The sequence below is a fragment of the Inquilinus limosus MP06 genome (assembly GCF_000767795.1).
Taxonomy (GTDB): domain Bacteria; phylum Pseudomonadota; class Alphaproteobacteria; order DSM-16000; family Inquilinaceae; genus Inquilinus; species Inquilinus limosus_E.
Map to the genome: position 1 here is coordinate 1 of NZ_JANX01000161.1, position 11,216 is coordinate 11,216.

Annotated in this window: 14 protein-coding genes; 9 read left to right on the plus strand and 5 right to left on the minus strand. The window is 69.8% G+C overall.

The window, feature by feature from the left end; translation table 11 throughout:
* On the minus strand, nt 1–793 hold a 793-nt coding region (locus tag P409_RS14585; RefSeq protein WP_274519160.1), incomplete at its 3' end, for an FUSC family membrane protein.
* Nucleotides 794–1,080: 287 nt separating this feature from the next.
* Between P409_RS14585 and P409_RS14590 the strand changes: the two genes are divergently transcribed.
* The 6 genes from P409_RS14590 to P409_RS14615 all read left to right on the plus strand — a co-directional run bounded on the left by P409_RS14590 (nt 1,081) and on the right by P409_RS14615 (nt 6,920).
* The gene (locus P409_RS14590; protein WP_034837977.1) at nt 1,081–1,908 is read left to right on the plus strand and encodes a metallophosphoesterase family protein; all 828 of its coding nucleotides are present in this window, start codon (nt 1,081–1,083) and stop codon (nt 1,906–1,908) included.
* Complete coding sequence (locus P409_RS14595) at nt 1,905–3,059, plus strand: ABC transporter ATP-binding protein (protein WP_034837980.1); 1,155 nt, start codon at nt 1,905–1,907, stop codon at nt 3,057–3,059. The genes P409_RS14590 and P409_RS14595 overlap by 4 nt, the downstream gene beginning before the upstream one ends.
* Nucleotides 3,052–3,978, plus strand: coding sequence for a carbohydrate ABC transporter permease (locus tag P409_RS14600; protein ID WP_034837983.1), 927 nt, complete (start codon nt 3,052–3,054; stop codon nt 3,976–3,978). Before P409_RS14595 ends, P409_RS14600 begins: the two co-directional genes overlap by 8 nt.
* Nucleotides 3,975–4,805 (plus strand): carbohydrate ABC transporter permease, encoded by an 831-nt coding sequence (locus P409_RS14605; RefSeq protein WP_034837986.1) that lies wholly within the window; start codon nt 3,975–3,977, stop codon nt 4,803–4,805. The genes P409_RS14600 and P409_RS14605 overlap by 4 nt, the downstream gene beginning before the upstream one ends.
* Nucleotides 4,806–4,838: 33 nt before the next feature.
* Nucleotides 4,839–6,116 (plus strand): ABC transporter substrate-binding protein, encoded by a 1,278-nt coding sequence (locus tag P409_RS14610; protein ID WP_034837988.1) that lies wholly within the window; start codon nt 4,839–4,841, stop codon nt 6,114–6,116.
* 66 nt (nt 6,117–6,182) lie between these two features.
* A complete protein-coding gene (locus P409_RS14615; RefSeq protein ID WP_034837991.1) occupies nt 6,183–6,920 on the plus strand; it encodes a GNAT family N-acetyltransferase in 738 nt (245 codons plus the stop codon).
* Nucleotides 6,921–7,050: 130 nt separating this feature from the next.
* On the opposite strand, the gene P409_RS14620 is transcribed toward P409_RS14615, so the two are convergent.
* The gene (locus tag P409_RS14620; RefSeq protein WP_034837994.1) at nt 7,051–7,521 is read right to left on the minus strand and encodes an SRPBCC family protein; all 471 of its coding nucleotides are present in this window, start codon (nt 7,519–7,521) and stop codon (nt 7,051–7,053) included.
* Nucleotides 7,522–7,606: 85 nt separating this feature from the next.
* Nucleotides 7,607–8,101 (minus strand): winged helix-turn-helix transcriptional regulator, encoded by a 495-nt coding sequence (locus P409_RS14625; protein WP_034837996.1) that lies wholly within the window; start codon nt 8,099–8,101, stop codon nt 7,607–7,609.
* Nucleotides 8,102–8,203: 102 nt separating this feature from the next.
* Here P409_RS14625 and P409_RS14630 point away from each other — a divergent pair, with 102 nt between their 5' ends.
* The gene (locus tag P409_RS14630; protein WP_034837998.1) at nt 8,204–8,776 is read left to right on the plus strand and encodes a dihydrofolate reductase family protein; all 573 of its coding nucleotides are present in this window, start codon (nt 8,204–8,206) and stop codon (nt 8,774–8,776) included.
* Between the two features lie 6 nt (nt 8,777–8,782).
* Here P409_RS14630 and P409_RS14635 read toward each other — a convergent pair whose 3' ends face one another.
* Nucleotides 8,783–9,778 carry a quinone oxidoreductase family protein gene (locus P409_RS14635; protein WP_202964671.1) on the minus strand — a complete coding sequence of 332 codons (996 nt, stop codon included), beginning with the start codon at nt 9,776–9,778 and terminating at the stop codon, nt 8,783–8,785.
* A gap of 83 nt (nt 9,779–9,861) precedes the next feature.
* Between P409_RS14635 and P409_RS14640 the strand changes: the two genes are divergently transcribed.
* Nucleotides 9,862–10,257: a winged helix-turn-helix transcriptional regulator gene (locus P409_RS14640; protein WP_034838003.1), complete on the plus strand. Its 396-nt coding sequence runs from the start codon at nt 9,862–9,864 to the stop codon at nt 10,255–10,257.
* Here the strand turns inward: P409_RS14640 and P409_RS14645 are convergent.
* Nucleotides 10,254–10,736 carry an Lrp/AsnC family transcriptional regulator gene (locus tag P409_RS14645; RefSeq protein ID WP_152613381.1) on the minus strand — a complete coding sequence of 161 codons (483 nt, stop codon included), beginning with the start codon at nt 10,734–10,736 and terminating at the stop codon, nt 10,254–10,256. The genes P409_RS14640 and P409_RS14645 overlap by 4 nt on opposite strands.
* A gap of 61 nt (nt 10,737–10,797) precedes the next feature.
* Here P409_RS14645 and P409_RS14650 point away from each other — a divergent pair.
* The coding region (locus tag P409_RS14650) for an MFS transporter (RefSeq protein ID WP_034838009.1) at nt 10,798–11,216 on the plus strand (419 nt) is incomplete at its 3' end.

Consider the following 11,216-nt stretch of genomic DNA (forward strand, 5'->3'; position numbering starts at 1 on the left):
CCTGTCCGCGCAGGTCGGACAGCGCCAGCAGTTCCAGCCGGATCCGTTCGGCCAGGCCCAGCAGGATCCGGAACGCCTCGACGCCGCGGATCCGGGCGGCGCCGCTGCGGGCCAGCAGAAGCTGCGCCTCGCCCAGGGAATCCGCCAGCGGCATGAACTCCGTATCCTCCGGCATCGCCCGGGCGATCTCCGACAGCATGCGGTAGACCGAGGCCAGCGCGTCGCGCTCCGGCTGGTAGATCCGCAACGGCCAGGCGGCGACGGAGAACAGCGTCGCCAGCAGGCCGCCGGCGAAGAACAGGCCGGAGGCGGCCCAGGGGTCGAAGCCGTGGCCGGCGGTGCCGGCGGTCACCACCAGCACGATCAGGATGGCGGTGCCGCCCTGCATCGCCACCGGGCCGAGCGCCACCAGCATGGCCAGCAGGAAGGCCGAGACGGCGAGCACCGGCAGGAAGGGCAGCCAATGGGTGCCGAGCGAGAAGCCGGCCAGGGCCGCCAGCCCGGTGCCGAGCGAGATCAGCAGCATGCGGCGCAGGCGCAGCGCATGCGGCCCGGGCGCATCCGACGTGACAACATTGAGCGCGCCGCCGGCCACGGCGAGGCCGACATCGGTCTGGCCGGCCAGCACGCCGAGGATCACCGGCACCGCCACGGCCAGCGCGTTGCGCAGCGCCACCGGCCAGGGGATGGTGGCGCGGTTCCACTGCACCAGCGCCATCAGAAGCGCGGACCGCCGCCGCGGCGCCTCCGCCGTCACCGCCATGCCGCGCGCCTCGCCCGAACGATCATCCATCCGCCTTCTTCGAGTCGCTCCCGGGGCATGATGCCCGCCGAGGCTTCACGGCGTCGACCGTCGATCCCGTCCCGGCGGACATCGATTCTTCATCCAGCCGCAACAGATCCGTCATCCCCGCTCCCTATCATCCGCGCGCCGCGAGACGCAGCGGAACCGGATACCGGCCGCGGCACCGAAGCTCGCTTTTTTCGATCCATCCGATTGCCGCCGCTCGTCGGGCCACCCCACGCGCGGGTGCTTTGCCATGACATGCGGCGTGATCGGCAGCAGCAAAGGAGCCGACCGTGCGGGTGGTTCAGATCACCGATACCCATCTCAGCCCCGGCAAGAGCCATTTCGCGCCGAATTGGGCGCCGCTGGCGGAGTGGCTGCAGGCCGCCCGGCCGGACCTGGTGGTCCACACCGGCGACCTCAGCGTCGACGGGGCGGATGTCGAGGCGGACCTGGAGCATTGCGCCGAACTGCTGCGCGCCCTGCCTTTCCCGGTGCTGTCGGTGCCCGGCAACCACGATGTCGGCGACCTGCCCGGCACCCGTCAGCCGGCCAATACGGAGCGGCTGGAGCGCTGGCGCCGCATCATCGGGCCGGACCGCTGGGTGCATGACCAGCCCGGCTGGCGCCTGGTCGGTCTGAACAGCCAGGTCATCGGCGGCGGCGGCGAGGAAGAGGTTGCGCAATTCGCCTGGCTGGAGGGCGTGCTGCAGGCCTGCGAGGGCCGCGGCGTCATCGTCTTCACCCACAAGCCGGTCTTCGTCGACACGCCCGACGAGGGCGACACCGGCTATTGGAGCATCCGCCCGGCGCCGCGCCGCCGCCTGCTGGAGCTGTTCGAACGGCACGGCGTGGCCCTGGTCGCCAGCGGCCATCTGCACCGCGCCTGGACCGGCGCCCATCTCGGCACCCGCTATGTCTGGGGCCCCTCCTCCGGCTTCGTCGTCGGGCCGATGGAGCGCGACATGCCGGGCGACCGCATCCTCGGCGCCGTGATCCACACGCTGGACGAGACGGCGTCGAGCGAGATCGTGGCGCTGCCGGAGCTGCGGCCTTTCGTGATCGACGACGTGATCCACGAGGTCTATCCGCGCCACCAGCCGGTCGAGGCGACCTCGTGACCGGGCTGGCGCTGCGCCGCATCAGCAAGGCCTTCGGCGGCAACCGCATCCTGCAGGACGTGACCATCGAGGCGGCGCCGGGCGAGTTCATCGCCCTGGTCGGCCCGTCCGGCTGCGGCAAGACCACCCTTCTGCGCATCGCCGCCGGGCTGGAGCATGCCGACACCGGAACGGTCCAGCTGGGCGACCGCGACATCACCGCGCTGCGCCCGGCGGCGCGCGACATCGCCATGGTGTTCCAGTCCTATGCCCTGTACCCGCATCTGACCGCCGGCCAGAACATCGCCGTGCCGCTGGCGATGCGGCGGCTGTCGACGGCCCAGCGCCTGCCCTTCATCGGCAACCTGATGCCCGGCCAGCAGGCCTTGCGCGCCGAGATCCAGGCGCAGGTCCGCGACACCGCGGCCAGCCTGAGGATCGACCATCTGCTGGACCGCAAGCCAGGCCAGATGTCCGGCGGCCAGCGCCAGCGCGTGGCCCTGGCCCGCGCTTTGGTGCGCCGGCCCGCCGCCTTCCTGATGGACGAGCCGCTGTCGAATCTCGACGCCAACCTGCGTGTCCACACCCGCGGCGAGATCGTCGAGCTGCACCGCCGCGCCGGCGTCACCACGCTCTACGTCACCCATGACCAGTCCGAGGCGCTGAGCATGGCCGACCGGGTGGCGGTGATGATGGGCGGAAGGCTGTTGCAGCTGGACAGCCCGGCGAAGACCTATGCCGACCCGGCGCATGTCGAGGTGGCGCAGTTCATCGGCAGCCCGCGCATCAACCTGCTGCCGGCGGTGCTGGACGAGACCCGCGCCGCCCGCATCGGCGGCCGGATCCTGGTCGGCGGCGTCGAGGCCGCGCCCGGCACGGCGGTGACGCTGGGCGTGCGGCCGGAGGCGCTGCGCTTCCTGATGCCGGGCCAGCCCGGCCTCGCCGCCACGGTGCGCCGTCTGGAGTTCCTGGGCTCCGAACTGCTGGTGTTCCTGACCCTGGCCGATGGCACGGAGCTGGTTGCCAAGACCGCCCCGGCCCTGGCGGCCGGGCTGGCGCCGGGTGCCGCGGCGATGCTGGCGGTGGACGCCGCCGACATCCTGGTCTTCGGCCCCGAGGGCGGCCGGCTGCCGGTGGCCGAGGCAACGCTGCGGATCGCCGCCCATGGCTGACTTCGTCCTCGACGACGGCATCGCTCGCCGCGCCGCCCGGGCCGCGGCGCGGGCGGAGGGCCTGGCCGCTTGGCGCCTATCCGCCCCGGCGGTGCTGCTGCTGGCGTTGCTGATCCTGGCCCCGACCCTGGCGGTGCTGGGCTTCAGCCTGACCGACTACGAGCTGGGCTATGACGGCATCATCTTCATCGGCCTCGACAACTACGCCGAGCTGTTCGGCGACCGCACCTTCCTGATCTCGCTGAAGAACACCGCGGTCTACACCGCCATCGTCACCCCGGCCTCGGTGCTGCTGGGCCTGGGCGTGGCCCTGCTGATCGAGGCGGAGACGCGCGGCCGGGCGCTGTTCCGCACCGTCTACTTCCTGCCCGTCGCCTCGCTGCTGGTGGCCATGGCCACGGTCTGGCAATACCTGCTGCACCCCAGCATCGGCCCGGTGAACGAGATGCTGCGGCTGCTGGGCCTCGGCGGCCCGAACTGGCTGGGCGACAGCAAGACCGTGCTGCTGAGCCTGGCGCTGATCGGCGTGTGGCAGTCGGTCGGCTTCAACATGGTGCTGTTCCTGGCCGGGCTGACCGCGATCCCGCGCGAGCTCTATGCCGCCGCCGAGATCGACGGCGCCGCCGGCGCCTGGGAGCGGTTCCGGCTGGTCACCTGGCCGATGCTGGGGCCGACCACCCTCTTCGTGATCACCATCAGCGTGGTCAATGCGGTCAAGGTGTTCGAGACCGTCGGCACCCTGACCCAGGGCGGCCCGAACAAGGCGTCGGAGGTCCTGCTCTGGACCATCTACCAGGAGGGGTTCGTCTATCTCCGGGTCGGCTACGCCTCGGCGATGACGGTGGTGTTCCTGGCCGTGCTGGTGGTGCTGATGCTGCTGCAGTACCGGGTGCTCGACCGCCGGGTGCACTACGCATGACCGGCCAGACCATCCTGCGCGGCCTGCGCCTGGGCCTGCTGTCCGTCGGCGCGCTGGTCTTCGTCGCGCCCTATCTGTGGATGCTGTCGGTCGCGCTGAAGCCGCAGGACGAAATCTTCTCCTCCTCCCTGTCGCTGCTGCCGCAGCGCTGGGCGCTGGTCGAGAACGTCACCAAGGCGCTGACCCGGGTGCCGATGGAACAGATCCTGCTGAACGGCGTGATCGTCTGCGGCCTGATCCTGGTGCTGCAGGTGCTGGTCGCCGTGCCTTGCGCCTATGCCATGGCCAAGCTGCGCTTCCGCGGGTCCCGGGCCATGGTCACGATGATCATGCTGGGCCTGCTGGTGCCGATCCACGCCATCGCCCTGCCGATCTATGTGGCCCTGTCGGCCACCGGCACGTTGAACACCTATGTCGCGCTGGTGGCGCCCTTCACCATCTCGGTGTTCGGCATCTTCCTGTTCCTGCAGTTCTTCCGGGCGATGCCGGACGACCTGATCGCCGCGGCCCGGCTGGACGGGATGTCGGAGCTGGCGATTGTCTGGCGCGTCATCGTGCCGAACGCCTGGCCGGCGATCACCGCCTTCGCGATCTTCTCGGTCGTCGCCCATTGGAACGACCTGTTCTGGCCGCTGATCGTGGTCAGCGACACGAGGATGGCGACGCCGCCGCTGGGCCTGCTGTTCTTCCGCGCCGCCGAGGCCGGCGACGACTACGGCGCGCTGATGGCGGCGACGGTGATCGTCACCCTGCCGCTGGTCGCCGCCTTCCTGGCCGCCCAGCGCCGCTTCATCGAAGGCATCACCCTGACCGGGCTGAAGGGCTGACCCGGTCGCGTTTCTTCCAGAGAGGGGCAATCCGTGAAACTGATCCGATCCGCGCTGGCGGGCCTGGCCCTGGCGGCGAGCCTGGCCGGCGCCGCGAGCAACACGGCCTTGGCCGAGACCACCCTGACCGTCCACTACCCGATGCCGGGCTTCTTCAAGGACGTGATGGACACGATCTCGCAGAAGTTCATGTCCGAGCATCCGGACATCAAGATCGTGTTCGCCAGCCCCTCGCCGACCTATGAGGACGGGCTGCAGCAGATCCTGCGCCAGGCCGGCACGGCGGAGATGCCGGACATCACCTTCATCGGCCTGAACCGGCTGCGGGTGGTGGCGGAGCGCGGCATCTCGGTCGACCTCAAGCCCTTCGTCGAGACCGACGGCCGCATGGCCGAGCAGGGCTTCAGCGACCACATCCTGGGCCTGGCCCAGTTCGGCGGGCAGCAGGCCGGCCTCGCCTTCGCCACCTCGAACCCGATCATGTACATGAACGCCGACCTGGTGCGGAAGGCCGGCGGCAACCCCGACACCCCGCCCAGGACCTGGGACGAGGTGCTGGCGCTGGGCGCCAGGATCAAGGCGCTGGGCGACGGCGTCGACGGCATCGACTTCCGCTGGCAGGGCGACGACTGGATGTTCAGCGCCCTGCTGTTCGGCGCCGGCGGCGACATGCTGTCGGCCGATGAGAAGAAGGTCGCCTTCGACGGCGAGGAGGGCCTGGCCGCCTTCACCCTGGTCCAGCGCATGGTGAAGGAGGGCGGCATGCCGGTCTTCACCAAGTCGGCGGGCGAGCAGGCCTTCGTCGCCGGCAAGGTCGGACTGGAGTTCCAGACCACCGGCGCGCTGCGCAACACCATCAAGAATGTCGGCGACAAGTTCGAGCTGCGCACCGCGCCGATCCCGCTCTTGGACCCGGCCAAGGGCCAGCTGCCGACCGGCGGCAACGCCGCGGTGATGCTGACCCGCGACCCGGCCAAGCAGCAGGCGGCGTGGGAGTTCATCAAATTCGCCGCCGGCCCCTATGGTGCCTCGGTGGTGGTGCCGGGCACCGGCTACGTCCCGAACAACGAGCTGGCGGCCAAGTCGCCCGAATATCTCGGCGACTTCTATGCCAAGAACCCGCTGTTCAAGGCCGGGTTGGAGCAGATGCCGAAGATGCGGCCCTGGTATGCCTTCCCCGGCAGCAACGGCGTCAAGGTGACCCAGACCATCGTCGACAACCTGTCGCGGGTGGTGGAGCAGAGCGCGACGCCGGAGGAAGCACTGGCCGACGCCGCCGACGAGGTGCAGAAGCTGCTGCCGCGGCGCTGAATCGTCGCTACATAGAGGGAGGGCCGGACAGCCGTCCGGCCCTTTCCGTTTCCGGGATCAGCGCCCATGTCCGCCGACGATATCGCCTGGAGAGTCGAGGAAGCCTGCCAGAACGCCTGGCCGTCGCCGCGGCAGGTGCTGCTGTGCGGCTGGCTGCTGCGCGCCTCCGGCGGCGCCACGCGACGCACCAACTCGGTCAACCCGCTGCGCGGCGGCCCGCGCGACCCGGGCGGCGTCATTGCCACGGCGGAGGGGATCTATCGCGGCCTGGGCCAGCCCTCCCGCTTCCGGGTGCCGTCGATCGTCGCGGGCATGGATGCGCCGCTGGAGCGCGCGGGCTACGCCGCCGAGGGCGAGACCATCACGCTGCTGGCGGAGCTGACCGATCATCGGCCGCGGGATTGTGCCCATGTCGAGCTGTCGGACCGGCCGGACGAGGACTGGCTCGCCCTGCGATCGGCCGAGCCCGATCCGATCTTCGGCGCGATGGTCGACAGCATCGTCCTGCCCAAGGCCTTCGCCGCCTGCCGCATCGACGGCCAAGTGGTGGCGAAGGCCTATGGCGTCATCCACGACCGGCTGCTGGTGCTGGAATCGGTCGAGACCCATCCCGAGCATCGCCAGCGCGGCTACGGGGCGCGGACCGTCGGCCATCTGATGGATTGGGCCCTGACCCAGGGCGCCGGCGGCGCCTGCCTGCAGGTGGTGGCCGACAACGCGCCGGCCCTGGCCCTCTACGGGTCGCTCGGCTTCCGCACCGAGCTGTACCGCTACCACTACCGCAGCAAGGCCACCGTCGGCTGAGGCTGGCCGCCTTTTAAACCGTCATTGCGAGGAGGCGCAGCCGACGAAGCAATCCGGGGGCCACGCCAAAACGACCCCTGGATTGCTTCGCTGCGCTCGCAATGACGCTTCTCTTGCGGAGTCGCCCGGGTCAAATCCGGGCGGCGAGCTCCGCCAGCTGGTCGGCGCAGATGCCCCAGCCCTCGTGGAAGCCCATCTTCTCATGCGCCTCGCGGTCGGCGACGGTCCAGTGCAGGGCACGGGCGATGTAACGGGTCTTTCCGCCCTCGTCCTCGAAGGTGATGATGCCGGTGAAGAACGGCTTCTCCGCCGGCTCCCACGCCTTGGTGTAGGCGTCGGTGAAGACCAGGCGCTCGTTCCTCACCACTTCGAGATAGACGCCCCGCATCGGGGATTCGCTGCCGTCAGGCCCGCGCATCACGATCAGGTTGGACCCGCCCGGCCGCAGGTCGACCTCGATCACCGGCGTGGTCCAAGGCCGCGGCGTGAACCACTGCTTCATCAGCTCGGGCTCGGTCCAGGCGCGGAACAGCTTCTCGCGCGGCGCGTCGATCAGGCGGGTCAGGACGAGCTCGCGGTCGGAGGCAGGGGTGACGGTCATGGGGATCTCCTGGGTTCGGCATTCAACATTCGATGCCCCGAGGACGCCCCCCTGACCAGGGTTCCGACACGCCCCCTCAAAAAAATCAGCCGGCGGCGCGGACAGTCAGGAAGGCCTCGCGCAGCCGTTCGGCCACGGTAGGCCCGCTGCGCCGGCGCGGCTGGCCGAGATGGGCGCTGCGCAGGTCGTCCATGAACTCCTCCCACAGAGCCGGCCCGCCCTCCTCCAGCAGCTGGGCGCGGATCGACAGGTCGCGGGTGGCGGGCAGGTGACGGCGGCCCCAGGCGCCCATATGGGCCAAGAGCGGCACCAGCTGGATCGATTTCTCGGTCAGGCTGTAGATCGCCTTCTGCTTGTGGCTCTCATCGTCGGTTCGGGTCAGGAACCCGGCCTCGGTCAGCCGTTTCAGCCGGTCGGCCAGGATGTTGGAGGCGATGCCCTCCTCCGACCGGGTCAGCAGCTCGCGGAAATGCCGCCGGTCCCCGAACATGATGTCGCGGATCACCAGCAGGCTCCAGCGGTCGCCCAGGGCCTCGAGGGTGAGATTGATCGGACAGCCGGATCGCGGTTCGCTGCTCATTCGGAGTCGCTCCTTTTCCGCTTGCAATATGCAATCGGAAAAGATAGAACGCAACCAGTTGCTCTATACAATCAGATAAAAAAAGACCTGGAGGACACACCCATGCGCAAGGCCATCCTGTCGATGTTCATCAGCCTGGACGGCTACATCACCGGGCCGAAGGGGGAGTTCGTGCCGCCGCAATGGTCCGAGGACCTGGCGACGCACTGGTCCGGCTACGCCCTGGAGCGGGCCGGGCACCTGCTCTACGGCCGGGTCAACTTCCTGTTCAACAAGGGGTTCTGGGAGCCGGCGGCGACCGACCCGAACAGCCCCGCCGCCGGCGTGCCCTGGGCCGCGGTGATGAACCGGCTGCCCAAGACCGTGTTCTCGACCACGCTGACCGGCGACCCCGGCTGGAACGGCACGGTGGTGCGCGACGACCTGGAGGGCGCGGTCGCGCGGCTGAAGGCGGAGGGCGACGGCGACCTCTACATGTTCGGCGGCGCCGGCATCGCCCAGAGCTTCGTCGCCCGCGACCTGTTCGACGAATACCGGCTGATGGTGACGCCGACCCTGTTCGGCGACGGCCAGCGGCTGTTCTCGCCGGGCTTCGACCGCATCGACCTGAAGCTGATCGAAAACCGGACGCTCGACACCGGTGCCGTGATCCTGCACTACCGGCGCGAGCGCTGAGCCTTCCTAAGGGACGAGCACGACCTTGCCGGCGCTCCGGCGGCTCTCCAGCGCCCCGTGCGCCTCGGCGGCCTGATCCAGTCGATAGCGACCGCCCTGGATCACCCGCAGCGCGCCGGTCGCGACCAGGGCGAACAGCTCCGCCAGATCGGCCCGCAGGCTCTCGGGCGTCAGCAGCGGCAGCAGGGCGAAGCCCTTCAGCGACTGGTTCCGAAACAGCATTCCTTCCAGCTCGGCGGCCGTGAGGTCGAACCGGCCGAGCGCGCCGAACACCAGCTCTCCGGCCGGTGCGAGAGCGTCGAGGCAGGCCTTGGTGATAACGCCGCCGACAGTGTCGTAGACGATATCGGCCCCGCTTCCGCCGCTGGCGTTCCGGACCTGGGCAGCCCAGCCGGGCTCGCGATAATCGATGCCGAGATCGGCACCGAGGCCGCGGGCGACGTCCAGCTTTTCCGCCCCTCCGGCCACGGCGATCACCCGCTCGGCGCCGGCGCGCCGAGCCAGCTGCAGCAGCAGCGACCCGACGCCCCCGGCAGCGGCCGTGACCAGCACCGTCCGGCCGCGCGGCGGGCTGCTCCGCACCAGATGCAGCGCCGATAGCCCTTGTACCAACAGCGCCGCGGCGTCCTCGAAGGACAGCCCGTCGGGCAGTGGCACGACGGAAGCCGCATCGACGGCGACGTATTCGGCATAGCCGCCCGTGGGCCGACCGATCGCGAACATCGGTACCGCGACCCTGGCACCGAAGACGGCGGGATCGACGCCCTCCCCCACCACCGCGATCTCTCCCGCCACTTCAACGCCGGGGGTCATCGGCAGCTCAGGCGTGACCGCGTAGAGGTTCCGGCGCATCAGCGTCTCGAAATAGTTCACTCCGGCGACCCGCACCCGGATCAGAACCTCGCCGGGGCCGGGCTGCGGGGTCAGAATCTCGATGGTTTCAAGCACCTCGGGCCCGCCGAAGCGGCTGAACTGGACAGTTTTCATGGCCTCACCCGGCATTGGACAGCGTGAGGCGCCTTTTGCCAGTATGCCGCTTGGCGGCTCTACACACCCCTTCGTTCCATACTGACCAGACGGTGACCATGGCCGAAACCATCAAACGCCTGCCCGTCCTGCCGGTGGAGCGCGCCTTCAAGGTGGTCGGCGGCCGCTGGAAGGCAGTGATCCTCTACCACCTGTTCGACGGGCCGCGACGGCTGTCGCAGCTCAAGCGATCGCTGCCCGAGATCAGCCAGAAGGTGCTGATCCAGCAGCTGCGCGAGATGGAGGAGCACGGCCTGGTCCACCGCGAGATCTTCCGCCAGGTGCCACCGCGGGTGGACTATTCGGCCACGCCGCTGGGGCTGAGCCTGGAGCCGGTGCTGCGCGCGCTGTGCGACTGGGGCCAGCGCCACGCCGCCGCGCTGGACGAACTGGACCGCCTGGCCGAATGCCGCCTGCGCCCAGCGCGACCCGAACACGTCTCGCCCGCGGCCTAGTCCGCCGGCAGCGCCCCGCGCTCCAGATGCGAGCTGAGCACGATGTAGCTGCGCGTGCCCTGGACGCCGGGGATCTCGTAGATCACCCGCAGCAGGTCCTCAAGCCCCTGGGCATCCTGCGTCCGCACCTTCAGCATGACGCAGGTGTCGCCGGTGACGGTGTGGATCTCTTCCACATCCGGCAGTTGCGCCAGGTCGAGCATCTCCGGCGACTTGCCCCAGCCGGTGGTGTTGACATGGATGAAAGCCAGGATCGCCTTGCCGAGCTTGCGCCCGTCCAGCGCCGCGACCGTGGCCCTGATCACCCCGTCGCGCCTCAGCCGCTTCACCCGCTCATGCACCGCCGGCGGCGACAGGTTCAGGGCCCGGCCCAGCTCGGCATAGCTCAGCGTCGCGTCGGCCGCGAGCAGCCCTAACAGCTTTCGGTCAACGGCGTCGACGGAGGGAGCCTCGGCGGGCCGGCGCCGAACCGCTTTCATATTTTCGATGGCCATGAGAATTGCCCTTCATCGCCGAACCACGTTCGGCGATTATCACCCCATGCCCGAACATCATCAAGATCAGAGCGCCGTATCGCTGCAGACCGCGATCCTGACCGCCGGCATCGCCGTGGTCGGCTCGAACTCGCTGGTGCTGAGCCCGATCCTGGGCGACGTCGCCACCGCGATGGCGGCCCCGCCGGTGGCGGTGTCGCGGGCCATCGCCGCCTATGGCGGCGCCACCGCGCTGTCCGCCTTCCTGCTGGCGCCGCAGATCGACCGCATCGGCCCGCGTCGGGCGCTGTTCGGCGGCATGATCGGGCTGACGGCGGCGACGCTGCTCTCCGCCTTAGCCATGCACTGGCTGATGCTGGCGGCGGCCCAGGCGCTGGCCGGGCTGGGCGCCGGCGTGATCCTGCCCTCGATCTACACCCTCGCCACCACCATCGCACCGCCGGGCCGGGAATCGCGCGTGCTGGG

What these genes read in the sequence shown, in the direction of transcription:
- P409_RS14620 (WP_034837994.1), bottom strand. Translation starts at nt 7,521, where the DNA reads ATGACCGTCACCCCTGCCTCCGACCGCGAGCTCGTCCTGACCCGCCTG.
- P409_RS14640 (WP_034838003.1), top strand. Translation starts at nt 9,862, where the DNA reads ATGGCCGAAACCATCAAACGCCTGCCCGTCCTGCCGGTGGAGCGCGCC.
- P409_RS14625 (WP_034837996.1), bottom strand. Translation starts at nt 8,101, where the DNA reads ATGAGCAGCGAACCGCGATCCGGCTGTCCGATCAATCTCACCCTCGAG.
- P409_RS14645 (WP_152613381.1), bottom strand. Translation starts at nt 10,736, where the DNA reads ATGAAAGCGGTTCGGCGCCGGCCCGCCGAGGCTCCCTCCGTCGACGCC.
- P409_RS14605 (WP_034837986.1), top strand. Translation starts at nt 3,975, where the DNA reads ATGACCGGCCAGACCATCCTGCGCGGCCTGCGCCTGGGCCTGCTGTCC.
- P409_RS14630 (WP_034837998.1), top strand. Translation starts at nt 8,204, where the DNA reads ATGCGCAAGGCCATCCTGTCGATGTTCATCAGCCTGGACGGCTACATC.
- P409_RS14635 (WP_202964671.1), bottom strand. Translation starts at nt 9,778, where the DNA reads ATGCCGGGTGAGGCCATGAAAACTGTCCAGTTCAGCCGCTTCGGCGGG.
- P409_RS14600 (WP_034837983.1), top strand. Translation starts at nt 3,052, where the DNA reads ATGGCTGACTTCGTCCTCGACGACGGCATCGCTCGCCGCGCCGCCCGG.
- P409_RS14615 (WP_034837991.1), top strand. Translation starts at nt 6,183, where the DNA reads ATGTCCGCCGACGATATCGCCTGGAGAGTCGAGGAAGCCTGCCAGAAC.